This window comes from Leptospira bouyouniensis, assembly GCF_004769525.1.
GTDB classification, from domain to species: domain Bacteria; phylum Spirochaetota; class Leptospiria; order Leptospirales; family Leptospiraceae; genus Leptospira_A; species Leptospira_A bouyouniensis.
Genome location: NZ_RQFT01000007.1, coordinates 254,637 through 278,491 on the forward strand (window position 1 = coordinate 254,637; position 23,855 = coordinate 278,491).

The following is a 23,855-nucleotide window of genomic DNA, read 5'->3' on the forward strand; positions in this document are numbered from 1 at the left end:
ATCCCATTGACCCCAATCACCAAATCCTTATACTTACAATTTCTAAGATGCCAAAATGCATTCCATTTGATAAGAGATGGAGTCGTACAAAAACCTTCCACAGCATCCTTCGGCGGGTATTTGGAATGGGGTGATTTCCTTACTTTATGTAAGAGCCAATTCCCGAATACACCTACAGTTGAAAAATCACAAAACAGAGATGAAAGTTTTGAAGAATCGGCTTCTTATCTAAATCAAAACATTTCCCACTTTGGTGCTCAACTTCGTTACCAAAACTTTGTTTGTAGTGTAGAACTTTTAGAGTATGAGAAAGAACGAGATGGATGGATCCTTTGGGATTTTCGGCCCATTGGTTCGATCAAACAAGATATACTTCGATCTTTTTTCTTTTACAAAAAAATAGCCGAGGGCATGGGCCTTCGTGTGATTGGATTCAAACTCATTCGGATCCAGACAAAATTTGTCTACACGGGTGGTCCCATCCTTCCCGAAGAATACCTGCTAATCGAGGATATCACATCTCGGATGGAATCAGAATTTGGCACGAGAGAAGAAGAATGGAATTCATTTTTAGAAAATGAGAAAGAGACAAAAGACAAACCTGTTCCTTTTTCCTTTTTGGATCGGAAACCAAGTTGTCGTTCCCTAAAGTCTTGTTTGTCACCATCTCATTGTGCACCAGGCAGAGAAAATGCCAAAGAAATTTTTGAATATAGAGATAGTTCAGAACTTGCCAAACAATGGTTCGCATCTGGGTACAATTCGTACGAATCGGTACCGGATACGGAACTCACCCCCATCCAAAAAATTCAAAAGGAGGCACACCTCACTGGCAGGGTTCACTTCGACAATCTAAAGCTGAGTGAATACTTAGCTAATGTGACAAAATCTGTCGCATTTTTGGATTTTGAATCAATCAACCCATACCTTCCGATTTATCCCGAAACAAAACCCTTCCAACACATACCTTACTTGTATTCCCTTCATATTTGGAATCGTGAAACTGATACGTTAACGCACAAAACGTACTTACATGAAGACGTGGCGAGTGACCCAAGAAAGCATGTGTTATTCCATTTGCAAAATGACCTTCCAAGAGACATTACCATCTTTTCGTTTAACGATTTCTTTGAAAAATTGATCATCCAAGAAACGACAAACGTATTCCCTGAGTACTTAGAGTTTTGGGATTCAGTCAAATCGATGTTTATCGATCTTGCCCTTCCGTTTAAAAAACTTTGGATTTACCACCCTGGGCAGAACGGAAAGGCATCTTTAAAGGAAATCCTACCTTGTTTTAGCAATGAAAGCCATATTGGGCTCACCATCCGAGAAGGACAGGATGCAAATTACCAATATTTGAGATTAATAAAAAAGCAGGTGACAGCCGAAGAAAAAAAACGTGTTTTGGAGGATTTGATAGCTTACTGCAAATTAGATAGTTATGGTTTGTATTTAATCTATAGAATGTTACAAGAAAAATTATCGGTTATTTAATGTTAGGTATCAAAAAATCAGTCACACAACTTGTCTTTTCCTTACCTGAGAATTGGATTTCCGCGCTCGCACGAAGAAACAATTTGAACGAGCCGAATGCATTAGACCCACGTTGTGCACTTGCTTGTAACATCGCAAAGTACCTACCCAAAATGGAACAAATGAGTCCAGAAAAAGCGCGAAAACATTACCGCGATCAAATGAGACTCTTCGAAGAGGCGGAATTTCCGATTCCCCATATCGAAGACAAACTCATCCCAACTCCCAGTGCTTCTTTTATCCCTATCCGTGTCTACAATGCAAACCCTCAAAAAAGAAACCTTCCTACCATTCTCTTTTTCCATGGAGGAGGACTTAGCATTGGTAACTTGGACACACATGATTCCTTTTGTCGTAAATTGTCTCATTATACGAAAAGCATCGTGATTGCAGTGGATTACCGTTTGGCACCAGAGCACCCTTACCCAGCCGCTCATGAAGATGCATGGCTTGCCTACCAATATGTTCGCAATTCTGCCTATATCTTTGGCGGGTCTCCAAAGGCCATTGCCGTTTGCGGAGACAGTGCAGGGGCACTCCTTGCCACCACACTTTGTTTACGCGCCAAAAAAAGCAATGTGCAAGCTCCGATCTACCAAGCCTTACTTTACCCTATGCTTGATACTTCCAAAGAATCAGATACATACGATCTCTTCGGAGAAAATTATGTCTTAACAAAATCGCTCATGCGATGGTTCATCCAAAATTATCTCCCACAAACCAAAGATAGAAGTTTGGTTCAAAATTCGCCAGTTTTGGCAGACACCAAAGAACTAAAAGGCCTCCCGCCCACTTATATTGGCATCGCAGGGTTTGATCCACTCCGAGAAGAAGCAGAAACCTATGCCAAACACCTGCAAACAGCAGGCGTTAAGGTGGAAGAACGACATTTCCCTTCCCTTGTGCATGGGTACATCCAGTTGTCGGGGCTCATTCCGAAAGCAAAAGAAGCAGAAGAAGACCTTTTCCAGTCCCTCCTCCGTTTTTTTTCGCAAATAAAAATCTAATTCAGTTCCATTCAAGAATCGACACAGAAAGATTCGATACTATAAAGGACAACATCTAGAGGTATGTCATGATGCTACGATATTCCATTCTTCTCTGTTACCTACTGGGAATGACTGCTCTTTTTGCAGAAAAACCAGCCTCCGTTACCTTAAAGGAAAGGGACTCCCAAAAACAAATCGACTTACAAAGGAAAAATGGTTTTGGTGATAACGAAATTGATACCCTACACGCAAGCATCATTGGAAACCTGCGAAAGATTAAAAAACTCCAAGAATTGGGAGTCGACAAAACGGCAGCCCAATATCTTGCCCAAACCCCACAAGAACATAAAGAATTATACAAAAAAGATAAAGATGGAAAACCTTATATGGAAATCAAATTACCACAAGGACAATCTTACATTGATTGGCCTACGGTGTTTTTGTATGATGGAATTGCTTACATTTACCCAAAAGAAGATTTTAGCGACTTAGACAAAATCATCCTTTCATTTCGAAGGGTGAATGCAGATGGAACCATCCATGTAAAGGAAATGCGTAGGCTCATCAACCCATCACCAAGATCGGAAAGTCCTGACAAAGATGAAAAAGGGGAAGCTAAATTGGATACAAATTCTGACATTCGATTAGAATACTATCGTTCCTTGACATCAGATACCATTTGGCCAAATGATCCAGTGCAACCTGCAGAAGCAGACATTGCGATGGTGTTAAATGATGAGAAAGATCCTCTCCCTTATGACAAACAAAAACACATTATGAGGTCTTACAAAAAGATGTTACGTAAGATTGCAAAACATACTGCATTCAAATTACGTAGTGTAGAGTTGGATCAAAAACAAATGATCACAAAAATTTTGGATTATAATACAAACTAAAAATAATACCTCAAGTTTGTTGTTTTTCCCTTCGACTCATGAGGAGCTGCGAAATCGTCTGCTCCTCTGTCACATACTTCCTTTTCAAATAAGACAAAGCATTATTGATAAAACGAGGAACCTTTTTCTCGGCATCTAACAAATCCATTTTGGTTAACATCAATTCGTCGATGGTAGCGAGAGCCAAATTTCTTTGGCTCTGGTGTAATTCAAAATCGTCCTCGTCTTCTACAATCATGTTTTTTCTTGGAACCGATTTGCGGCTTCCACTCCTCTTTCTTCATCTACAAAAAAGTTAATCAGAAGTGATAAAAAGTAAAAGAATGCAACTACCAAAAAGGCATTCCGTAAACTCACCAAGGTTTGGATGTAACCGAATAAAAATAAACCAGCAGCTGCGGCAATTTTTCCTGAAAGACCCCACATCCCAAAAAACTCACCCGATTTTGATTCGGGACTAAAAATCCCAACGAGAGCACGGGAAGCAGATTGAGTGGAACCAAGTCCCATCCCTGCCAGTGAAGAAATAAATACAAATACCCATTGGACTGTCCAATTTTTACCCAGTATTTGATTCGCAAATGCCGTGATGTCATGTACATAATAAATTAATGCACATGTCGCAAGCCAAAGAACAAGCGTTAAGTTAAATGTTTTTTTAGCACCAATACTATCCTGTATCACACCAAATGCAAGGGCACCGATTGCAGCAGCAATTTGAATGAAGATAAACATTGCTTGTTTATGTTCCGCTTCAATATGAATCTCTTGTGATCCATAAATAAAGGCAAATGAGATTACGATTGCAAGCGCCGCCATCGTAAAAAACAATGATACCAAATAGATCATCAAATCTTTAAATTCTTTTGCATCTTTTAAAGTTTGGATAACTCTATCCTTTCCAATTTTAAAATAATTTACCTTATGAGAAACTCCAAGTGGCAAATGAGGTTCTTTCAAAAAGAGAAAGGTAGGAATTGCTGCGATTAAAAAGAAAATCGCAGTATAAGGACCAACTAACTTTAAGTTGGCAAAGTTGTCCAAGGTATAATCTCCAAGTGTTGTCGCAAGAGCAACAGAACCGATTCCACCGAAGTAACCAATCCCCCATGCATAACCCGAAATTTTCCCAAGATCTTCTTTTGAGCCGAGAAATGGCAAAAAGCTAGAGGCAAAGTTTTCACCAGAAGCAAAGAAAAAATTAGAGAAGGCAACAAGCACCATCCCCATCCAAATCATACCAGGCTCTACATAATAGAGTAAAAAAGTGGCAACCACACAGCCGATGTAACTGAGGAATAAGAATAATTTTTTCTTAGAACTGTAGTCTGTGATCGCTCCAAAGATGGGTCCAGTGATGACGACAAATAAATAAGATGCCGCTAGTGCCCAAGCCCATAGCGTATTTCCCATTCGGAACGGATTGTCCGAACCAACTTCAGAAGGAACGACGAGTCTTGTGAAAATCTCACAGTAAACGACACTGATAATGACGGTGGTGTAAGATGAGTTCGCAAAATCGAACATACACCATCCAAAAATTTCACGGTTTTTTTTCTTTTTGGCTTCCGGGTTTTTGTCTTTGGACATAGAGGGTTTCAGAATTTTCCTTGGTTGAAAGTAATTAAAGAGTTTCCCTCCCTTTCGTAAATCTGTCAAATGATTAGTTCAGGTATGGATCCTTTCGATTTAAATTCCCTCATGAGACCAAAACGGGTCTGTTTATGTCGAATGGTGACGGAAGAAGATTTAATCCGTGCCATCCATGCGGGTGCCGTAACCATGGAACAAATTAGAGAAACAACAAGAGCCTCTACCGGCTGCGGGACCTGCTCGATGCAGGTCTACCACATCCTCCAGCGCGAATTGCAGAATCTCTCCCGGAGGAAAATTTCATGAAATTATCGATTAATATGGCGATGACCTTGGATGGAAAGGTAGTTCGCCCTGATGGCCGTTGGTATGGCCTCACTTCATCAGAAGATAAAACCCAAATGGACGTCTACCGCTCCCAATCCGATGCAGTCCTCATTGGAAAAAATTCCATCTTAAATGACAATCCCATTGTCAAAATCCGTGCTGTTCCCAATGCCTTAAATCCAAGACCAGTCATCCTCGTACGCAAAGGAACCCTTCCTCCAGACAAACACGTTTTTGAAGAATCCGACCACATCCCTCTGATCATTTGCACCAAAACCAATTTAAAAGAGATCAAAACCAGTTTAGAGAATAAGGCTGAAATTTTTGCCTTGGATTCTGACGACATTGATCCCAAAAAAGTAACAGGGATCCTAAAACGAAAAGGTTATAAAAATGTTCTCCTTGAGGGTGGACCCAAACTCAATTTTTCCTTTTTAGAAGCGGACCTTGTGGACCGAATTTACCTCACCGTTGTCCCATATATCATCGGGAAAACGGGGCTTGCTGGGATTGCAGATCGGAATTCCGAACTGCCAGGTTTTGATAAACAAAACTGGATCTTAAAACAACATTTTACGAAAGGGAACGAGATCTTTCTCGTGTACGAAAAATCTTAAGAAAAATTCTAATTTTTGGATTGACCAGTTTCCGCACCATCAAATAGTTTGACATTAAACTATTTAGCAATAAGAGGTTCTATGTTTTACAAATTACTCGCAACCAATAAAGACATTACACTCACGATCCTTCGTGTGACACTCGGTCTCGTGATTTTCCCACACGGTGCACAAAAAGTTCTCGGAGCTTTCGGTGGATATGGATTTGAAGGAACGATGGGATTTTTCTCTAGCTTAGGGATCCCTTACATTTTTGGTGTTCTCGCAATTGTAGCCGAATTTTTTGGTGCGATCGGTCTGATCCTTGGACTCTTCACTCGCCTTGCAGCATTCGGAATTGCATCAACTATGGTTGTTGCGGCAGTACTTGTACACTTACCAAATGGTTTTTTTGTTAACAATAACGGATACGGATATGAATACCACATCCTCGCAGTTGGTATTGCGATTCCATTAATCATCAAAGGGGCTGGTTCGTTCTCTTTAGATGATATCATTGCCCATAAAATCGAAGGGTAATCACAACTTTGTTGGTTAAGACTAACTAATAGTGTTAGCCAAACTTTAACCTCTCTGATTCCTTGTCTTAAATCCATTGATAAGGAATCGGAGATGACTCAAATCAATCTAGCTACACTCCAACAACTTCTACCAGAAGCAAAATTTCAAAATTCAGAAACACTGAAGAATGTAAACTTCACTGGTCTTACTTCCTTAACTCTCGCTGGTCCTACTGATATATCCTTCGTTGCTTCCAAAACTTTTATTAATGAAGCTAAAGCATCCAAAGCATCTTTACTTGTTGTCTCCCAAGAAACGGCTGAATCACTCAGCGACAAACCCATCATTGTCGTTGCCAAAGTCGAACTTGCAACTGCCAAAATCATCCGATTATTTTTTCCAGAAAAACAACCTTCAGGAAAACGTAGCACACAAGTTGCCATTGACCCAAGTGCCAAAATCGGATCCAATACAGACATCGGTCATTTTGTAACCATTGGAAAAGATTCTATCATCGGGAATGATTGCATCATCGAAGATGGGGTCAAAATTGGAAACAGAGTGCACATTGGTGATGGAGCTCGCATTGGTCAAAACTGTGTTTTCTTTGATGATACGATCGTTGGGAAACGTTTCATTGTATTTGGAAATTCTACATTTGGTGGTGATGGTTTTGGATTTGTTTTTGCAGAAGGTAAACATAACAAAATCCCACAAGTGGGACGGGTGGTCATCGGTGATGATGTGGAAGTGGGAAGCAATTGTACGATTGACCGAGGTGCGCTTACTGACACAACCATAGGAAATGGGTGTAAATTTGATAACATGGTACATATTGCTCACAACTGTAAGGTGGGAGACCATGTCATCATTGCTGGCCAATCTGGTCTTGCTGGCAGTGTAACTCTTGGAAACAATGTCATTATTGGTGGTGCTTGTGCCATCAGTGACCACTTAACACTCGTAGATGGAACGATCATCGCAGGTGGATCGAGCCTTAGAACTTCCCCAAAAACAAAAGATGTTTATGTAGGTTGGGACTTAGGACTTACCTTCCCTGAATTCCAAAAGTACAGAGTGAATATCAAAAACATAGTCAACTTAAACAAATGGCTCAAACGCATTGAAAACATTGAAAAAAAAGTGGGAATCGAAACAAAAGAATCGTAAAACCTAGATTTAGTTTTAACAAATAATTCACAGCTTACGTTGTAGGCTGTGAATCCAAATACAATCGGACTCTCGATTTTACCTCTTCTAGAATGGAAAGATCGGGGAAAGATACAGAATTGCCGTCGGGATCGGCCCACTGAAACCCTACTCCTTCTTTTTTCAAAAGGCTCAAATAAAAAATGGGAGCTGGATTACGTCTGTTTCCCTCCAGTCCACCTAATCTCAATGTGATGGAACCCATATCAGAAACTACCCATTCAAAGATTTCACCTTCTATGATTGATTTCCATCGAATGGGGAATGAAAGATCGGAACTAGGATCAAAATTTGTTAGGTTATCAGACTTTGGAAAGTTTTTAGATAACCAGTTATAGGCGATGATCGAAAATTCTTTTAGAGTTGGTAAATCGTTTATATCAATGGTATTCATTCCACTCTCATATGATTCTGGGTTAGACAATACATTTAATTTTGAATCCTGACTGTCGTCGTGTCATTCTATATTTGCTAAATCCAAAATGATTTGGGTTAATGTTTTTCTCTTAATTGCACTTTAGCTTGGTTCCAAAACTCATCAAGTTCCTCTAAGGAATAATCCTTCAAAGTTTTTCCCGTTTTTGCCACGTACCCTTCCATCAAACGAAACCGGGTTTCAAATTTTTCATTGGCACGACGGAGGCAAGATTCGGGATCGATTGAAAGTTTACGCGATAAATTCACAAGTAAGAAAAAAAGATCACCTAACTCATCTTCAATCCTTTCGTCATATGGTATTTTTTTTGAAGTAAGAGAACCTTGGTTTTGGAGTTCAATGTCTAGCTCCTTGATTTCTTCCTGGAACTTTTGGAAAACTCCTGCTACATTAGGCCAATCGAACCCTTGTTTGGTGACCTTCGATTGGATTTTTTCAGAACGTTGGATTGCAGGAAGAGCTTTTGGAATGCCTGAAAGGATACTTGGATCAGAATTTTGGATTCCTTTTTTCTCTTTTTCCTTTTGTTTCAATTGATCCCATTGGGTAAGAACTTGTTCCCCAGTACCAATACCTTCTTTGTTGCCGTAAACATGTGGGTGGCGGAACACCAATTTTTGGAATACATCGTTTGCTACATCATCAAATGTAAATGCACCACGTTCTTCTGCAAGTTGGCTATGAAAGGTGATTTGGAAGAGTAAGTCTCCGAGTTCCTCTTTCAGATGGTTGTCATCTCCGCGTTCGATCGTATCAACCACTTCATAAGTTTCTTCTAATAGGTGGGGGATCACAGAAATATGTGTTTGTTCCTTGTCCCAGGGACATCCTTCGGGACTTCGTAAGTCGGAAGTGAGTTTCCGTAAGTTTTGGATGGGTGAATCAAAATTGGGTGGGTTCACTCGTTGTATTTTTCCCGATCCATGCGGGAAGCAAACGCAAATTTTATCTTGCGAAAGCCCCCCCCCTTTACGAGTCTATCCCTATGTTCCAATCTCGTGTTTCTGTTGCCATTCTGATGGTGATTGCTACTGTCCTAAGTCGTATTTTACCGCACCCTCCGAATTTTACGCCTGTTTTGGCCGTCTCTCTCTTTTCTGGTGCTTATTTGGCAGATAGAAGATTAGCGCTTGTGGTACCAATCGCAGCGATGTTTGTCTCAGATTTTTTCATTGGTTTCCATGACCTAATGCCAGTTGTGTATGGGTTTATGATTCTTTCCGTTCTTTTGGGAAAACAAATTGGAACGTCTGTTTCCAAATCCTTTGGCTACACGGTGGTTGGTTCGGTTGTTTTCTTTTTGGTCACAAACCTGGCTGTTTGGGCTACCAGTGGGATGTACAGTTTGGATCTAGCGGGGCTTGCAGAATGTTTTGTGTTGGCGATTCCTTTTTTCCAAAACTCAATCCTCGGTGATATAGTGTATTCTGGAATTTTATTTGGATCAATGGCATTCCTAAATCGCACAGTGTTCCAAACCGCAAAACAATCCGTTTAATTTTTCTACTATAACTCATTTAACATTCGGTGGACTCTGTCTTTTGGACCATCCGCCGAATTGCGAATATTCTCCACTCGTTTCAAACGACCCACAAGCCCCATTCGATTCGCAATTTGAATCCCTAGTCCAGGCCTTGCATTCATTTCTAACAAAAGTGGCCCCCTCGATTCATCGAGGACAATGTCGACTCCAAGGTAACCAAGTCCTGACATATCATAACAACGTGAAGACATTTCTAAAATTTCAAACCAGTTAGGTATCACTCTACCTTGTAATGTTTGTTTGGTGTCTGGATGGACATGGATGAGTTTGTCATTACAAACTGAATGTGTTAACGTGCCATTTTTTAAATCGACACCAACACCAAGCGCACCTTGGTGAAGGTTTGCTCTACCACCTGATTCCTTTGTGGGCAATCGTAACATTGCCATCACAGGGTATCCTAAATACACGATGACACGGATGTCCGGAATGCCTCTAAAGGAAATTTCTTGGAAGAATGGGTGGCATTCCAATCGTTCTTGTAAGATACAAGTGTCAGAGTTTCCATCTAGCGAATATAAACCTGATAATATACCAGATATATGATGGTTTAATTCTTTTTCACTGACAACCTTTCCATCCGATTTATGAAACAAAACCTTTCCATTCTCCAAAGTTTCACTATGGCTAATGACTAATATTCCATTCCCCATCCCACCATTGGCGGGTTTGACAACAAACCCAGGATGAGCTGTTACTAACTCCTTTGTTTTTTGGATCCCACCAAAGGTATCAATGACTCCATAATGTTTTGGCATAGGGACATGGAACTGCCTTGTGAGCTCAGCTGTTTTCCATTTATCATCGACGAGTGGATAATACTCTCTTGGGTTATTTGGTAAAATGAATTCTCCAATCCTACGATTGATGCCAAGGATTCCTTCTCTTTCAAATTGTTTGAATATAGAAATCACTATTTAAATATTTCCTTAAACCGAAAGAGCTCTGATACTCGATAACCTTTATACAATCCAAGTAATATTTGAATCGCAATCACAATGAGTAAAAGTTCTGGATGTGTGAAAAATAGGATTTGTAAAGAACCAAAGAAAAAGATCATATAACTGATGAGAGCAATCACAAGGGTTCCGAACAATGTGACCAATGTATGCATCACACCTTCTTCAATGATCATAATCGAAAATCGTTCTACAAATATTGTGGTAATGACAATGGGAAATAATGTCACACTCATTTGGTTAAAAATAGTTATCTCTTCATTCAAAATAGAAAACAAAATTAAGGTAAGAACTGTAATTGTGAGTAAAATCGAAAGCCTAGGTACAGCGAGTAAATAAAATTTGTCGAGAGCATACCTTTCGAAAAACCCAAGCCCAATCATCAAAAGGAAAAATCCAATTCCAAACCAAAGGTTGGTTTCATAAAAAAACATAGCGAGTAAGATCGGTGTAAAAATTCCAAAAGTTGGAATCCCAATCATGTTCCGAGCAACAGACAAAACCAGGGCTCCAATCGGAATCAAAATCACGAGACGAAACAAATTTTGTAAGGGAGTAGGCAAACTATATAGAGAATAATAACGCAAAAAACTATTACTAGATGCAATTTCCTCGCTATATTCTTTAAAATTATACCTGTTTACATTTGATTTTGTAATGTATGCCGTATAACGAAAGGTAGCTGGATCTTCTCCTAAACTTCTTTTTTCCTCTACGGACTTCCAAATCGGCAGGTATCCCGAAACAGAACTTGCAAAAACATTTTTATAAGTCGAAACAAAATACCACTTCCCATTGAATCTAATTTCGTTCCAAAACGTGATTTTGCTTTTGTTGTCTTTTTCTGTCTGTTTGTTTAAATCAAAACCAGCGACAGTCCGTGTTTGGATCCCTCGCATGCGACAAAGTAATGAAAAAAGGAGTGCTTGAGTATAAGCATTCCCACTATTCACCCGAATGGTATCAGATAAAGTGATATCCTTATGTGTATTAATGATCTCTTCTGAAATGAAATAATAAATTTGTTTCGCAGAGGAAACATTGTCCTTATCATAAGGGTGGATTTGTTCGTATAATTTTTTAGCAAGCGTCAACTCTTCTTGAGAAAATTGTTTAAGTGATAAATAATATGGTTCTTTTGTTACTTTTTTTTTCGAAGGTGTGGGAATTTCTGGTTCTGGATTTATGTTCTCATAAGGTAACATTTTGATTTTTGCATAGTAACCAATGGGAGAATTCCAGTCTTCTCCTTCCCAAATTCCTAAATGGCCATATTGTTTTTTGAGTACTCGAAATTCTAGGTCCTCTGTTTTAGTATTTGATTTTAAAACTTTTGATTGGATGAATTGTTTCGGAATTGGAAAACTCACCTCTGATATCGCTACATTTTCTTTGGGAGAAATCACAACCTGGACATTTACTGTATCATCCACAGATACTGGTAAAATTGATAATTCAGCGACATTCAGTTTATACAGAATCGAAAGTATTGGCAATATGATTAGGATAACAACGGTAATATATGTTTTTCGATCCAAATTAATCTCCCAGTTGGTGTGACAAAGACACATCGACTAAAAATTTTCCGCGTAAAAAATTCCTTCCGATCAAAATGGGATAATTGAGATTGGTTCGATCATTTAAGTTGATCATAGTTTCTTCTTTATATTTTCCAATCTTAATGACTTCGCTAATCATTATTCTTTTTTCAGACACACCAGAAGTACTTGTGACTTTTGCTTCTTTTACAAATTTGCTTTTCAAACGGACAGGTTTCTCATTCACAAATGTATCAAACAAAATAAATGTTTCTCCGTTTTCGGTGACTCTTTCAATATTCACTGCATTGATTGAACACGACAATGCACCTGTATCAATCCTTGCTCTCAGTTTTAATTTCCAATTAGGGAATTCCACCCACTCTACTCGTCCAACAATTGGTTTTAAATATTGGGGTGGGATGGTGATCGGTTTTATGTGTTGGTCTGGTTTTTTTTCGACCACCTGGCCTGTTCCAAAACAATTGAAAAACAAAATCACCAAAACAATTGGAAAATATTTAAAATATAATTTGAATGAGAATTTATGAATTTTATAATATAACATTTTGCATCGAATCATATAGCTTTTCTTAATTTATTTTTGTTTTTCACTTCATTTTGGTATGCGTTAAATAAATCAATATATCGTAAATATCCTAGACACCTATTATCTTCAACAATAGCAAGTTTGTCGACATCATATTCTAATAAAATGCGCAGAGCTTTCCCCAATGTATCCGATTGACACACAGGTGGCACATCTTGTACAATTTCTCCGCAAGTGATTAAATTTTTTAGCTCTTGTTCATATTCTGGAAGGATTCTATTTTTCCTTAGAGATACAATTCCTTTGTACTCGTCATTAGATCCAATCAAAATGAAATCACTTGCTTGGATACCTGGCGCATTAGTTTGTAATTGTGTAAGTGATAAATGTTCTGAGACCATTGCATATTTTCGGAACTCTGTAAAATGATCCAATATCCGAATCCGATCCATAATATCTTGGTTCATATCCCAATGGTGAGAAGGTGATAAAAATCTGTTTTTGATTTGGTTTCTGTAGATCGAAATCTTATGAGATAAAACCACTGCGATCATAGCAACAATCATTAGCGCAGGTAGTAATGCATAACTTCCGATCATGTCACATACCATGATCATCCCAGCGATCGGAGCTCTTGCCACACCTGCAAAGAATGAACCCATACCCACGAGCAAAAATGGAAACACGATGATATTGAGTTCAGGGAACAAAACATTTGCCATCGTTCCCACAAAAGCACCTAACATCCCTCCGATGGCAAACGAAGGACCAAGGAGTCCTCCAGAACTGCCTGATCCAACAGTGAGTGATGTGGAAAACACTTTAAAGATTGCTACAGCAAGTAAAAAGAAAGGTCCGGAAAAACCAAAACTAGTCGAAGTTAAGACTTCGCCATTAATCATCCTCTGGATGAGTCCAAAACCAGAACCTAAAACTTCGGGAAAAAGTAATGCGATACATCCAACTATCAAACCACCAAACGCTGGTTTTAAAAAGTTTGGCAAAGGGAGTTTAGAAAAGATATCTTGAACGAAGTGATATACTTTTACAAAAAAATAACCGACCACATAACACAGAAGTCCAAGTAATATATAAAGTGGAATATGACGATAATCGTTTAAACTATATTCCTGTACGGAAAAAATAGAACCACTACCTGCAATACTTGTATAAGTGAGATAAGCAGTTACGGAAGATAAAATACAAGGGACAAGCGAATCACTTTCGATGTCTTCTTGGTACACCATCTCCACTGCTGTGATAGCACCACCGAGTGGTGCTCGGAATATCGCACCGAGTCCACCAGCAGTTCCTGCAAGCATCAGTGTACGTCTTGCCCTCGCTCCTGCCCCTAAAAAATTAGCAAGACTGGATCCGAATCCTGCACCTATTTGTGCAGTAGGTCCTTCCTTCCCTCCTGAACCTCCAGAACCTAATGTCAGTATGGTGGCAATTGCTTTGTAAAAAGGAACCTTGGTATGAATTTTTCCTTCATTAAAATGGAAGGCATGAATGAGCGAATCTGTCCCTCCTCCTTGAGCTTCTGGGCAGAAAAAACTAGTGATGATTCCAACTAGTAAACCACCAATGGCTGGTAAAAATAAAATCCAAAGAGGCGATAATACTCCCACACTTCCCACAGAATGGAAATGTAAATCACCGGCAGGTGTACCTGGATCATATCCGATGAGATTGCCAAATGTGAACGATTCCGTCCAAGTGAGGGCCCAATTAAAGCCATAGGCCCCAAAACCAGAAAGTAAGCCAATGAAAAGGGAATAGACATAAATCGACCTAGGTCCCTGGATCGAAAACACAGCATTTAGACCGAATGGAAGCCGCATTTGTCAAGATTTGAATTTCCATCAAATTTCCCAAGGAAATTCTGAATCCTCTTGACCCAATAGGGATTTCCTGCAACGATTGAATGGTATGCTTCGATTGGTATCCGTATTTATGGTCTTTTCTTCTATTTTTTGGGGCTGTGGTCTCAAAAATGAAAACAAAGCAGAAGTCTCTATTTTTCCCGATGGAGAACCCTCTCTCTATTTCTTAGGAGAAGTCGATAGCGATATCACAACAAGTTGTGGCCAAGCAACACCTGCGACAACAACAACCGGAACAACAGGTGGGACAACTGGAACTACTGGTGGAACATCAGGTTCTACAACAAATAACACTCGTTTCACAGTGATCTCTCAGCTTATTTTCAAAACCAAAGAAACTCTGAATTTACGTTTCACATATGACAGCACTCAAATCCAAGGTAAAATTGATCCACAACAAGGGTTTGTCCTAGCTGGTGGTCTATTTGGAAAAACGGTCCAAGGTACACAAGGAACTGTTGAATGGTTCAACCAAGGGATCAATATTGACACAGCATTACAAAGTGCCCAACAAATATCCTTCTTCAATTTAGAGATTACTCTCAATGGAACTTATAGCACTACAGCAACATCTACTACGAATATCTTGAATTCTTGTAATACGTTAGATGGAGTGAACTGTACTTCAGGAACTTCAACTACTCAGTGTTTTACGAGCGATAACAGAACTTGTTTAGTTCAAAATACAACAAGCGATGCGAAATCGGTGATCATTCGCGGAACTTTGAAGTGTAATGCTCCAAACATTGTCCCTCAATAATTAGTTTATTTGAACTATAGATTTGCTTCGTTTTGTTGTAAGTCTAATCTGTGTTCCCTTTCTCTTATGGGCAGAAGGGGAACAAAAATTAATCCATTTGGGAACCCAAACAAATGGAGTGATTGCAGAGAATACACCTCCTCAATCCATATACTACTTCGGTTTTACCAAAGAAAGCCACTACTACCAAATCGAATTAGACGAAGACCCCAATAGATATTTCCATTTTGAAAATGGAATGTTTTCAGAACTTGATTGTGATCTCTACCAAGAGGGGAAATTAAAAAAACAAATTAAAACTGGACTACTGAGGAGCAAACACCCTGAAGTTTCGTATACGGGCGGATTTTTATTCCCTGCAAAAGATAAAGGAATCTATCGTTTCCGAATCAAATCTGATGATACACATCGAATCAATTTTCGTATTCGAAAAGAATCTGAATTATTCCAATACTCAAAATCTATATCCATATGGCAAGGTCTCTACTTAGGTTTATGTATCCTATTGTGTTTGTTTACAGCTGCCCAATATGTTTTGCTCAGGGAAAAAATTTCTCTACTATTAACATTTGCTACTTCAACAGTTCTATTTACAAACGTTCTTCGATCTGGTCTTTTTTATGAATACGGATACAGTGATTTAAATTGGTTTTACCGTTACGTTCCAGGCCTTCTATCTCTTAGTCCAATTGGTTTTGTTTTATTCATTCGAGAATTTTTACAAATCAAAAAAGAGCACCCTAACTTTGATCGATATATAAAGATATACCTTTATATACTGTTTCTTTCTATAGTTTTAGTATTCTTCGATTTACAATTATATTTCAGATTTATTTATACAAATAGTTTGATGTTATCAACATCTACGTTTGGTTATTCTATTTATGCACTCATCAAAAAGAAGGAACATGCAAATGTTTTATTTTTTGCTTTTTTGGTTAGACAATTTAGTACAACATTACTCATTTTCACAAACACGGGATACTTACCTTCATTTCCATTTTTAAGTTCTGCCAATGAAATTGGTACAGCAATCCAAATGACAATTTTTACAATTGTAATTTCAAAATTCCAAATCCAGGAGCGAATTTTCAATGAACAAACAGTAACAAAAGTAAATGAAGAATTGGAATTTATGGTTTCAGAAAGAACGAAAGAATTACAACTTCAAAAAGAAAAATTAGAAAATGCGATTTTACAATTAAGCCAAACAGAAAATCAATTGGCTCTTTCCGAAAAAATGACCGAGTTAGGGAAACTTGTTGCTGGTGTTGCACATGAAATTAACAACCCACTCAGTGCTATCAAAGCATCGATTGAGACTTTGATGGAATCCAAACAAAATGAAACTACAGAGTTAGGTTCTAAAGAAAATATTTATGATACACTGGAAAATTCTGAAATTCTTACGTTAAAACGATTATTCCAATACCAATCTGATTTTGGACTTGTAGCAAGTTATACTGAACGAAAAGAAAAAAAAGCCAATCTAAAAAAAATCCTCAAAGATAATGGTTTAAATTACGATGAAGCAATACTAGAAAAATTCTTAGATGTAGGGATCACAAGATTAGAAGATAATGAAATTTCTTTATTGCAAAAAGGGAAAGAAAAACTTACCGACTTAATTTTGGATGAAAAAAACTTTCGACTTCATCTTTCCATCATACAAATTGCGGTAGATCGTTCTTCAAAGATTATACTTGCACTCAAAAACTTTTCGAGAGCCACTCATTCAGAACATAGAAAAATATTCACATTACTAGAAAATATTGAAACGGTCATTACGATATACCAATATAAAATGCGTAGCAAAGTTTCATTAAAGAAAACTTTTATAACCGATGCCACATTACTTGGATGGCCAGAAGACCTAATGCGCGTTTGGACAAACCTAATTTTAAACGCATTAGAAGCTATGAAGACTAAAGGAAATCTTACGATCACCACAGAAAAAAATGGAAGATATGTCGAAGTGAAAGTGATAGACAATGGGCCAGGTATTCCCATCGAAATCCAAAAAAAGATTTTCGAACCATTTTTTACGACGAAACAACAAGGAGAAGGAACAGGAATGGGTCTTGGGATTACAAAATCCATCATTGAAAAACACAATGGATCCATTTCAGTCGAATCGGAATCGGGTCGAACTTGTTTCTCTATATTACTCCCAGCAATCGAACTCATAGATCCGAATGCTACGGAATAAAACCAATCAATCATTAAGTAAGACGGTTTAATTGTTCGATAAAAAGTTCTCTTTCATCTGTTTTGGGGAATTGATTTAAAAAGAGTAATAAATCGTTTTTTTCTGATTCCAATTCTTTGTGAAGAATGATTGGTATTTTTTTGGATTCCATAAGATTCAGAATTGTATCTTCATCTTTGGCATCACGAATTTCCTTTTGGAATAATTGATTCAGCTTACGTTTTTCCAAAAGATTGAGTTTTGAGCGTAATAACAAAACTGGATAGGTATAAAGTCCGTTTTTAAAATCCTTTAAAAATTCTTTTCCACTTGTTTTAGAATCTTCAAAATAATCTAAACAATCGTCTTTTTTTTGGAATAATTTTCCTAACCTAACTCCAAATTGGCGAAACTGTTTTCTCTCCGCTTTTGATTTGTTCGCTAAGATGGCTGCTGATTCTGTACAAACGCCAAACAATGAGGCTGTTTTTCCATAGATGATTTGGTCATATATTTTGAGTGTGATATTTGGATTTTTTTCCCATTCCATCTGTAATAGTTCGCTTACAGAAAGATCTCTTAACACTTGGGAAAAAATTTCCATGAGTTCTGGATTTCCGAGGGAGTTGAGCCTACTGATACCACATGCCAACAAATAATCACCTGCAAGGATGGCAGTTTTGTTTCCGAAACTTGCACCAATCGTTGGTTTTCCGCGTCTGATGGGAGCATTGTCCACTACATCATCATGGAGTAAACTAGCAGCATGTATAAGTTCTGCAACACTCCCTACGTCTAACCAACTAACGCCCTTTACATTCAAAAATTGACAAAAAAGATAATGTGCAAAAGGACGAATCCTTTTGCCTCCAGATGTGATGACTTGTTTTTTGATTTTTTTGAGGATAGGAATGTCCTCGTGAATAATACTATCTAGGTTTTTATCAAATTTAGATAGGATAGTTTGGATCTTAAATTTTGAATTCATCCTTTATTCCACATGTGTGGATCGGCTTTCGAGAATCTGAAGATGATCCTTTATCATATTTTCCATTTCTTTGGACTGGTTGTCTCGATAGATATGGAGTAAATTACGACACATTCGTTTGATCATAGAAAGTGTGGATGCTTTTGTGAAATACTTTGGAGAATTGGAATAACCATTCGCCTCTAAAAATTTTTCACAGGTGAATTTGTCTAATAGAACTCCACCGTGGAATGGATCGATGTAAGTAAAATACCCTTCGGATTCATATTGTAAAAGGAAATGTAAAGGAAGATTGGTTCCATACAATGGAAGTCCAAGCCTTTGTGCCACAAGAAGGTAAATCACTGATAACGAAATAGGAATGCCGAGCCGACTTTTGATTACTTGGAATAAATACGAATTACCAGGATCATTATAATTTTGGATATTTCCAACAAAACCTTCTTCTTGGAACATCACTTGGCAAAGGATTTGAACTTTGAGTTCGTCTGTCAGATACCCAGAATGATCATCGTATAACTCAGAAATACGAAGTGCGATTCTATCCAACTCATGTTTGATTTCTGAATAATTTTGATCGGGAAAACCAATGCTAGAAAGTTGCACAACCATCTCTTCCAAATCTTTATAATGATTTGTATTCCCACGTAACGTGAGTTTGAAGAATGAATGCCTTAACCGATGGCGTAAAATTTCTGATTTTAGATTCCTTGCTTGGACTCGTAAATAAGGATCTTTCACTTCATCCAAGGCAGATTCCAATTGGATCTGCCATGGAATACGAGAAGCAATGAGTTTTAATAGAAAACGTTTTTTTTCTGCAGGAGCAACTTCCCAATCATACAATAAACGAGTGATATCATCCGGGTAAAAATCAGGAAAGGAGTTTTGTCCCATGCAATTACTATCGTAATTAAATTGAAAAAGTCAATCGAAACAAAAACTTTATGCTAATTCTGCAAGTGCTTGCGCTTCTTGTTCTTTATTTGGTGGAGTTCCATGCCATTTAGGATTGTTTTCCATATAAGAAACTCCTTTGCCTAAAATAGTTCTAAATACGATGAGTGTTGGTCCACCTGTATGTTGTTTAGCTTTAGCAAAGGCAGAAAAAATTTCTTCCATATTATGTCCGTCTGCATTGATAACATTCCAGCCGAACATTTCGAACTTTTTATCCAATGGCTCTAACTTCATTACTTCTTCCGTATTACCATCGATTTGAATGTAGTTACGATCCATAAATGCAATGAGATTGTCTGTTTTAAAATGCACTGCAGACTGTGCTGCTTCCCAAGTCATTCCTTCTCCGCATTCACCGTCTGATATGCATGTATAAATTTTATATGTCTCTTTTTTTAATTTTGCACCAAGTGCCAATCCAACAGATACAGATAATCCTTGACCGAGAGATCCAGAACTTGACTCAATCCCTTTCATATAACGAGTAGAAGGGTGGCCTTGTAAGTAAGAATTGATATTTCTGAACGTAAGAAGATCTTCTACGGGGAAGTAACCGGAAAGAGCCATAGCAGCATATCGAACCGCACAGACGTGACCATTGGAAAGGATCAAACGATCTCTTTCTGGCAACTCTGGGTTTTTCGGATCATGATTTAAAATGGAAGTATAAAGTGCTGCGTAGATATCAGCAAGTCCAAGTGGTCCGCCAGGGTGGCCAGAATTGGCAGCTGTAACCATTTTGATTACTTGGATTCGGATATCATTTGCAAATTTCTTCGCGACTTCAATTTTTTCCATGAACATTCCTTAAAGCGGTTTTGACTGAAATAAAAACAGACCAGAGATATAAACAATCGTGTACAATGGCAAAAAGATGTAATGCAATTTTACATGAAGATTACGATTTCTTTTCCAACCGGTATAACCCATGACGAGCATCATCACAAGGGCGATAGCCGCAAAAAAACGATGCGTATGGATGACAATTTCAGGTGCCGTTGGATAAATCTGAAACTCCGAAACCCCACCTAACAGATATTTTATGCAAAGTAAATAAACAGCTGCCGTTAAATTTGATAAAATTCCAATCAAATTTAAGAGACGGTGTTTTTTTAAATCAATCTTTCGAAAAAAATAACCTGTGTAAAATCCAAAAATCGATAGGGTCATTAGAGAATTTACAAAAAACAGTGCCATCTAGGGTCATTCTGGAAGAATCGACCACCACTCAAAGAATTTTTATTTGACCTTAACGGCTTTTCACAAAAATTGGATATGCATGCCGCCTTAGCTCAGTGGTAGAGCAGCTGTTTTGTAAACAGCCGGTCGGAGGTTCAAATCCCTCAGGCGGCTCCATGCAACTTCTTCGGGTAGGTACTCAAGTGGCCAACGAGGGCAGACTGTAAATCTGCTGGTTTTACCTTCGAAGGTTCGAATCCTTCCCTGCCCAAACTAAGTTTCGATTCAACGAAAGAAAACTCCCAACTAACAACAAACTGAAGGATTCGAATAGAGGAGATCGTCTGCGACCCCGCGAAGCTTTCATAAAAAGCTGAGGCGATGTTGGTTGCCGAAGGCAATCAAGGGGGGATGGAGCAGTTTCCGCATGGATGCGGAAAAGAGCGACGACGGGCCCGCGCGAATGTAGCGGGGATGGCGGAGCGAAGGGTGGGCGAAGTGTTGCGGTGGGCTTAACCTACTCTTTCAAAAAATCAATCTGATTCCGCTTGATTCTTTTTTATACTCTTTGCAAGTTTACTAATTCTTTTCCAATTTGCCTTTTCGATTGCGCTTGCCTTCATGGTTTGTCTGTCTTGTAAATATTCAAACTCTCTTTTCATTTTTAAAAAACTCTCTAATCGTTTCGGATCTAGTGTTCCTTCGCTAATCGCGATTTGTACCGCACAGTCTGGCTCGTTTTGATGACTACAATTGCGGTATCGACAGCTTAAACTCAATTTTTCAATATCATCAAAAACATGCTTCAATCCTTCATCCTCACCCCAAACTTGTAATTCGCGCATTCCAGGTGTATCGATGATCATTCCTCCATTGGAAAGTATGAATAATTCACGATACGTTGTTGTATGTCGTCCGCGACTTCCTAATTCACTAACATCATTCACCTTAAGTTGTTCTTTCCCTAGGAGAGAATTAATGATCGTAGATTTTCCAACTCCTGACGAACCGAGAAAAGCAATGGTTTTACCTTTTTGAATGTATTGTTTCAGAATATCGATTCCAACATTTTGAGTTGCGCTGACTGTATACACATCAACACCGATGGCAACCGACTCTACTTCAATTTTGCGTAATTCAGCTTCAGGACAAAGGTCTGCTTTATTTAACAAAATCACTGGCAAAGCTTTACTTTCCCAAGCGATTGATAAAAAGCGTTCGATGCGTCTTAAATTATAATTTAAATCTAATCCGGTAATGATAAATACAATATCTATGTTTGCAGCAATTACTTGTTCTTCGGTTATATGGCCTGCCACTTTCCTACTAAAGCCACTCTTTCTAGGTAATACAGCTTGTATGATTGCTTTCCTTTCATTTGTAATTACGGAAGTGACTACCCAATCACCGACGGCTGGAAATTGACTTTTGGATTTAGCATGAAACCGAAATGTTCCTGAAACCTCGCAGCTAAATTCTCCAAGTTCACCGCAAGCTATATATTTTTCTCTGTTCTCTCGGATGATACGCATCGCAAGGAAACCTTCGTTTTTGTATTTCTCAAAATTCAGTTCAAAAAAGGAACTCCAACCTAAATCAGACAATTGCATGATCATACTCCATCTCTAGGTATGTATAGAAATTCACATGTCGTAAAGGCGAATTCCCGTTGAACCAAGCACATCAGTTTGAGTTATTTTAGCTGCGAGTCTGACACTAACTTACTTGATACTTTAGGAAAAAGACAACCATTTATATCACCCAATTCGAAAGTTTCGTCCGATAAAAAAAATAGGCACCGTCTTTTTTCCTTTGTAACTGCACACCAAACTGACCACGTTTAGAACGCACAAGAGAAACAAACACCATAGGCTCACTTCCCTCCCAACTAACTAAAGGAAAGATTTGTTTTCCAAGGGGATCATAAAAAGACCATTGGGTTTCAGATGTTTCTTCCATTTCCTCTGTAAAGAAAGATTCCATTATCACTTCCCCTTCCAATACGGTAACACAGATGTTTTGTGAACCGATTGGATTCCTACCATAAACTTGAATGGGGTTTTGTTTGCAAAAACGGAGTTGGCTTCTCAAATTTGATGGGATTTCTAAACATAGAGTTACTTCAGGTGTGACTAGAAAATTTGCAAACAAGGGATAGGTGGAAATATTCAAAACACCAAATAAAATTAGTAACCATCGAACACTGCGCAATAAATCCATTAATTTTCCTTAGGGAACAAAACTTGTAAAAACTCATTCCCCTCCCTTTCTGATAGGATGCGAATGCTCGGTAAAATAGGTCTCAGATTTTGGGAACCAGTTGGGGAACAATGGTGATACAAAATGGTTTCGATTTCATCAAATGGAGAAGAACCAAATTTAAACGTGGAACACATTTCTTTCTGTTTCCCTTGCAAAATTAATGATTTACTGGCTTCCAAATCTGCCCTTGGTTTTGCCAAAAAACTCCCACTCATTCGAAAATACCGAGCAGATAACTCGTGTTCATTGGATTGTCTGTAATGGACTCCCATCAAATACAAAATATCAGATTTTTCCTGTTCGGTTCTTTCTTTCTCAGAATCTGCCAATACTTTTTTTAAAAACTCTTTTCCTTGTTCAGTTCCTAATTTGAATTCTGAGATTCCCACAAACAATGGTGAAAGAAACATATTAGGAGATTCTTCGTAAAGAGAAAGAATCACTTTATATTGTTTACGTTTTAAAAGAAGGATGGATGCAAATTCATACAACTTGGGAAGATTTAAATGTTTCAAGTGGTCCGAAAGATCTTTTATGTTTTCCATATTGGCCTTACTCGCCAACACATACGTGGAAGATAAATCGGATACAGAGATTGGTTTATATATTTCAGAGAGTTGGTTCCAAATCCAAGTTCTGTCTTTTGAGGGAATATGAGAGGGGTATCGACTTCCTAAAAACAAGGCATCTAATAATTTAGAATGTTTTTTATATAAAAAAAATAATCGAGACACAACTGCCTTTTGTAATTTACCCGTTGGTTTTTGGCTCAATGCCTTTTCGTACAGCGGAATGGCAAACAAAGTATTTGTTTGTTCCATCTCATAGGCTTCTTCGTAAAATCCACTCGCTTTGATTGGTTGTAAACTTCCAATCAGTACCAGCATACCAACAAACTTCAAAAAGTTGGTAAAGTAAGGAAAATTACTTCTTGTGGA

25 protein-coding genes and 2 tRNA genes are annotated in these 23,855 nt (G+C 38.2%); 12 read left to right on the forward strand and 15 right to left on the reverse strand.

The annotated features are described in order from the left end of the window. Nucleotides 1-6: 6 nt before the first annotated feature. The 3 genes from EHQ43_RS07270 (at nucleotide 7) to EHQ43_RS07280 (ending at nucleotide 3,421) form a co-directional block, all read left to right on the forward strand. On the forward strand, nucleotides 7-1,497 hold the full coding sequence (locus EHQ43_RS07270; protein ID WP_135770519.1) for a DUF2779 domain-containing protein: 1,491 nt from the start codon (nucleotides 7-9) through the stop codon (nucleotides 1,495-1,497). Further along, nucleotides 1,497-2,543, forward strand: coding sequence for an alpha/beta hydrolase (locus EHQ43_RS07275; protein WP_135754523.1), 1,047 nt, complete (start codon nucleotides 1,497-1,499; stop codon nucleotides 2,541-2,543). The genes EHQ43_RS07270 and EHQ43_RS07275 overlap by 1 nt, the downstream gene beginning before the upstream one ends. A gap of 68 nt (nucleotides 2,544-2,611) precedes the next feature. Next, a complete protein-coding gene (locus tag EHQ43_RS07280; protein WP_135741077.1) occupies nucleotides 2,612-3,421 on the forward strand; it encodes an LIC13212 family protein in 810 nt (269 codons plus the stop codon). A 10-nt stretch (nucleotides 3,422-3,431) separates the two neighbouring features. Here EHQ43_RS07280 and EHQ43_RS07285 read toward each other — a convergent pair whose 3' ends face one another. After that, nucleotides 3,432-3,659: a hypothetical protein gene (locus EHQ43_RS07285; RefSeq protein ID WP_012387681.1), complete on the reverse strand. Its 228-nt coding sequence runs from the start codon at nucleotides 3,657-3,659 to the stop codon at nucleotides 3,432-3,434. Next, nucleotides 3,656-5,011, reverse strand: a complete 1,356-nt coding sequence (locus EHQ43_RS07290; RefSeq protein WP_135754522.1) for an MFS transporter — start codon at nucleotides 5,009-5,011, stop codon at nucleotides 3,656-3,658. The genes EHQ43_RS07285 and EHQ43_RS07290 overlap by 4 nt, the downstream gene beginning before the upstream one ends. A 111-nt stretch (nucleotides 5,012-5,122) precedes the next feature. Here EHQ43_RS07290 and EHQ43_RS07295 point away from each other — a divergent pair, with 111 nt between their 5' ends. The 4 genes from EHQ43_RS07295 (at nucleotide 5,123) to lpxD (ending at nucleotide 7,629) form a co-directional block, all read left to right on the forward strand. Then, on the forward strand, nucleotides 5,123-5,320 hold the full coding sequence (locus tag EHQ43_RS07295) for a (2Fe-2S)-binding protein (RefSeq protein WP_279631077.1): 198 nt from the start codon (nucleotides 5,123-5,125) through the stop codon (nucleotides 5,318-5,320). Next, nucleotides 5,317-5,958: a RibD family protein gene (locus EHQ43_RS07300; protein WP_135741074.1), complete on the forward strand. Its 642-nt coding sequence runs from the start codon at nucleotides 5,317-5,319 to the stop codon at nucleotides 5,956-5,958. Before EHQ43_RS07295 ends, EHQ43_RS07300 begins: the two co-directional genes overlap by 4 nt. An 81-nt stretch (nucleotides 5,959-6,039) precedes the next feature. Further along, nucleotides 6,040-6,477: a DoxX family protein gene (locus EHQ43_RS07305; RefSeq protein WP_135741073.1), complete on the forward strand. Its 438-nt coding sequence runs from the start codon at nucleotides 6,040-6,042 to the stop codon at nucleotides 6,475-6,477. A 93-nt stretch (nucleotides 6,478-6,570) separates the two neighbouring features. Next, complete coding sequence (gene lpxD, locus EHQ43_RS07310) at nucleotides 6,571-7,629, forward strand: UDP-3-O-(3-hydroxymyristoyl)glucosamine N-acyltransferase (RefSeq protein WP_135770521.1); 1,059 nt, start codon at nucleotides 6,571-6,573, stop codon at nucleotides 7,627-7,629. A 34-nt stretch (nucleotides 7,630-7,663) separates the two neighbouring features. Here the strand turns inward: lpxD and EHQ43_RS07315 are convergent, their stop codons facing one another. Both EHQ43_RS07315 and mazG read right to left on the reverse strand, forming a co-directional pair. Beyond that, nucleotides 7,664-8,062, reverse strand: coding sequence for an LIC_13241 domain-containing protein (locus EHQ43_RS07315; RefSeq protein ID WP_135770522.1), 399 nt, complete (start codon nucleotides 8,060-8,062; stop codon nucleotides 7,664-7,666). Nucleotides 8,063-8,160: 98 nt separating this feature from the next. After that, entirely contained in the window at nucleotides 8,161-9,006 is an 846-nt protein-coding gene (gene mazG / locus EHQ43_RS07320; protein ID WP_135754519.1) for a nucleoside triphosphate pyrophosphohydrolase, read from the reverse strand. Between the two features lie 83 nt (nucleotides 9,007-9,089). On the opposite strand from mazG, the gene EHQ43_RS07325 reads away from it, so the two are divergent. Further along, nucleotides 9,090-9,602: a DUF6580 family putative transport protein gene (locus EHQ43_RS07325; protein ID WP_135770524.1), complete on the forward strand. Its 513-nt coding sequence runs from the start codon at nucleotides 9,090-9,092 to the stop codon at nucleotides 9,600-9,602. Nucleotides 9,603-9,610: 8 nt separating this feature from the next. On the opposite strand, the gene EHQ43_RS07330 is transcribed toward EHQ43_RS07325, so the two are convergent. The 4 genes from EHQ43_RS07330 to EHQ43_RS07345 are packed head-to-tail and all read right to left on the reverse strand — an operon-like array spanning nucleotide 9,611 to nucleotide 14,538. Further along, nucleotides 9,611-10,561 (reverse strand): alpha-L-glutamate ligase-like protein, encoded by a 951-nt coding sequence (locus EHQ43_RS07330; RefSeq protein WP_135770526.1) that lies wholly within the window; start codon nucleotides 10,559-10,561, stop codon nucleotides 9,611-9,613. Continuing rightward, nucleotides 10,561-12,144, reverse strand: a complete 1,584-nt coding sequence (locus tag EHQ43_RS07335) for a 7TM domain-containing protein (protein WP_135770528.1) — start codon at nucleotides 12,142-12,144, stop codon at nucleotides 10,561-10,563. The genes EHQ43_RS07330 and EHQ43_RS07335 overlap by 1 nt, the downstream gene beginning before the upstream one ends. A 1-nt stretch (nucleotide 12,145) precedes the next feature. Then, complete coding sequence (locus tag EHQ43_RS07340) at nucleotides 12,146-12,727, reverse strand: ATP-dependent zinc protease family protein (protein ID WP_135741066.1); 582 nt, start codon at nucleotides 12,725-12,727, stop codon at nucleotides 12,146-12,148. After that, entirely contained in the window at nucleotides 12,724-14,538 is a 1,815-nt protein-coding gene (locus EHQ43_RS07345; protein ID WP_135770531.1) for a chloride channel protein, read from the reverse strand. The genes EHQ43_RS07340 and EHQ43_RS07345 overlap by 4 nt, the downstream gene beginning before the upstream one ends. Before the next feature lie 88 nt (nucleotides 14,539-14,626). Here EHQ43_RS07345 and EHQ43_RS07350 point away from each other — a divergent pair, with 88 nt between their 5' ends. Both EHQ43_RS07350 and EHQ43_RS07355 read left to right on the forward strand, forming a co-directional pair. Then, entirely contained in the window at nucleotides 14,627-15,340 is a 714-nt protein-coding gene (locus EHQ43_RS07350) for an LIC10920 family plasminogen-binding lipoprotein (protein ID WP_135754514.1), read from the forward strand. Between the two features lie 22 nt (nucleotides 15,341-15,362). Further along, on the forward strand, nucleotides 15,363-17,549 hold the full coding sequence (locus EHQ43_RS07355) for an ATP-binding protein (protein ID WP_135770533.1): 2,187 nt from the start codon (nucleotides 15,363-15,365) through the stop codon (nucleotides 17,547-17,549). A gap of 13 nt (nucleotides 17,550-17,562) precedes the next feature. On the opposite strand, the gene EHQ43_RS07360 is transcribed toward EHQ43_RS07355, so the two are convergent. The 4 genes from EHQ43_RS07360 to EHQ43_RS07375 are packed head-to-tail and all read right to left on the reverse strand — an operon-like array spanning nucleotide 17,563 to nucleotide 20,673. Continuing rightward, complete coding sequence (locus EHQ43_RS07360) at nucleotides 17,563-18,516, reverse strand: polyprenyl synthetase family protein (protein WP_135741062.1); 954 nt, start codon at nucleotides 18,514-18,516, stop codon at nucleotides 17,563-17,565. A 3-nt stretch (nucleotides 18,517-18,519) separates the two neighbouring features. After that, the gene (locus EHQ43_RS07365) at nucleotides 18,520-19,413 is read right to left on the reverse strand and encodes a transglutaminase-like domain-containing protein (protein WP_135754512.1); all 894 of its coding nucleotides are present in this window, start codon (nucleotides 19,411-19,413) and stop codon (nucleotides 18,520-18,522) included. A gap of 48 nt (nucleotides 19,414-19,461) precedes the next feature. Continuing rightward, a complete protein-coding gene (locus tag EHQ43_RS07370) occupies nucleotides 19,462-20,274 on the reverse strand; it encodes a transketolase (protein WP_135741060.1) in 813 nt (270 codons plus the stop codon). A 9-nt stretch (nucleotides 20,275-20,283) separates the two neighbouring features. Further along, on the reverse strand, nucleotides 20,284-20,673 hold the full coding sequence (locus EHQ43_RS07375) for a hypothetical protein (RefSeq protein WP_135770534.1): 390 nt from the start codon (nucleotides 20,671-20,673) through the stop codon (nucleotides 20,284-20,286). A gap of 84 nt (nucleotides 20,674-20,757) precedes the next feature. Between EHQ43_RS07375 and EHQ43_RS07380 the strand changes: the two genes are divergently transcribed. Further along, nucleotides 20,758-20,832: transfer RNA gene (locus EHQ43_RS07380), tRNA-Thr, on the forward strand. Nucleotides 20,833-20,844: 12 nt separating this feature from the next. Further along, nucleotides 20,845-20,926: transfer RNA gene (locus tag EHQ43_RS07385), tRNA-Tyr, on the forward strand. A gap of 262 nt (nucleotides 20,927-21,188) precedes the next feature. Here EHQ43_RS07385 and rsgA read toward each other — a convergent pair. The 3 genes from rsgA to EHQ43_RS07400 all read right to left on the reverse strand — a co-directional run bounded on the left by rsgA (nucleotide 21,189) and on the right by EHQ43_RS07400 (nucleotide 23,804). Beyond that, nucleotides 21,189-22,271 carry a ribosome small subunit-dependent GTPase A gene (gene rsgA / locus EHQ43_RS07390; protein ID WP_244242691.1) on the reverse strand — a complete coding sequence of 361 codons (1,083 nt, stop codon included), beginning with the start codon at nucleotides 22,269-22,271 and terminating at the stop codon, nucleotides 21,189-21,191. Nucleotides 22,272-22,407: 136 nt separating this feature from the next. Beyond that, on the reverse strand, nucleotides 22,408-22,875 hold the full coding sequence (locus EHQ43_RS07395) for a hypothetical protein (protein ID WP_135770536.1): 468 nt from the start codon (nucleotides 22,873-22,875) through the stop codon (nucleotides 22,408-22,410). Further along, complete coding sequence (locus EHQ43_RS07400; protein ID WP_135770538.1) at nucleotides 22,875-23,804, reverse strand: hypothetical protein; 930 nt, start codon at nucleotides 23,802-23,804, stop codon at nucleotides 22,875-22,877. The genes EHQ43_RS07395 and EHQ43_RS07400 overlap by 1 nt, the downstream gene beginning before the upstream one ends. Nucleotides 23,805-23,855 lie beyond the last annotated feature (51 nt).

Coding starts and splice junctions, on each gene's coding strand:
- EHQ43_RS07275 (WP_135754523.1), top strand. CDS start 1,497: ATGTTAGGTATCAAAAAATCAGTCACACAACTTGTCTTTTCCTTACCT.
- EHQ43_RS07280 (WP_135741077.1), top strand. CDS start 2,612: ATGATGCTACGATATTCCATTCTTCTCTGTTACCTACTGGGAATGACT.
- EHQ43_RS07285 (WP_012387681.1), bottom strand. CDS start 3,659: ATGATTGTAGAAGACGAGGACGATTTTGAATTACACCAGAGCCAAAGA.
- EHQ43_RS07290 (WP_135754522.1), bottom strand. CDS start 5,011: ATGTCCAAAGACAAAAACCCGGAAGCCAAAAAGAAAAAAAACCGTGAA.
- EHQ43_RS07295 (WP_279631077.1), top strand. CDS start 5,123: ATGAGACCAAAACGGGTCTGTTTATGTCGAATGGTGACGGAAGAAGAT.
- EHQ43_RS07300 (WP_135741074.1), top strand. CDS start 5,317: ATGAAATTATCGATTAATATGGCGATGACCTTGGATGGAAAGGTAGTT.
- EHQ43_RS07305 (WP_135741073.1), top strand. CDS start 6,040: ATGTTTTACAAATTACTCGCAACCAATAAAGACATTACACTCACGATC.
- lpxD (WP_135770521.1), top strand. CDS start 6,571: ATGACTCAAATCAATCTAGCTACACTCCAACAACTTCTACCAGAAGCA.
- EHQ43_RS07315 (WP_135770522.1), bottom strand. CDS start 8,062: ATGAATACCATTGATATAAACGATTTACCAACTCTAAAAGAATTTTCG.
- EHQ43_RS07325 (WP_135770524.1), top strand. CDS start 9,090: ATGTTCCAATCTCGTGTTTCTGTTGCCATTCTGATGGTGATTGCTACT.
- EHQ43_RS07340 (WP_135741066.1), bottom strand. CDS start 12,727: ATGATTCGATGCAAAATGTTATATTATAAAATTCATAAATTCTCATTC.
- EHQ43_RS07345 (WP_135770531.1), bottom strand. CDS start 14,538: ATGCGGCTTCCATTCGGTCTAAATGCTGTGTTTTCGATCCAGGGACCT.
- EHQ43_RS07350 (WP_135754514.1), top strand. CDS start 14,627: ATGCTTCGATTGGTATCCGTATTTATGGTCTTTTCTTCTATTTTTTGG.
- EHQ43_RS07360 (WP_135741062.1), bottom strand. CDS start 18,516: ATGAATTCAAAATTTAAGATCCAAACTATCCTATCTAAATTTGATAAA.
- EHQ43_RS07365 (WP_135754512.1), bottom strand. CDS start 19,413: ATGGGACAAAACTCCTTTCCTGATTTTTACCCGGATGATATCACTCGT.
- EHQ43_RS07370 (WP_135741060.1), bottom strand. CDS start 20,274: ATGGAAAAAATTGAAGTCGCGAAGAAATTTGCAAATGATATCCGAATC.
- EHQ43_RS07375 (WP_135770534.1), bottom strand. CDS start 20,673: ATGGCACTGTTTTTTGTAAATTCTCTAATGACCCTATCGATTTTTGGA.
- rsgA (WP_244242691.1), bottom strand. CDS start 22,271: ATGATCATGCAATTGTCTGATTTAGGTTGGAGTTCCTTTTTTGAACTG.
- EHQ43_RS07395 (WP_135770536.1), bottom strand. CDS start 22,875: ATGGATTTATTGCGCAGTGTTCGATGGTTACTAATTTTATTTGGTGTT.
- EHQ43_RS07400 (WP_135770538.1), bottom strand. CDS start 23,804: ATGCTGGTACTGATTGGAAGTTTACAACCAATCAAAGCGAGTGGATTT.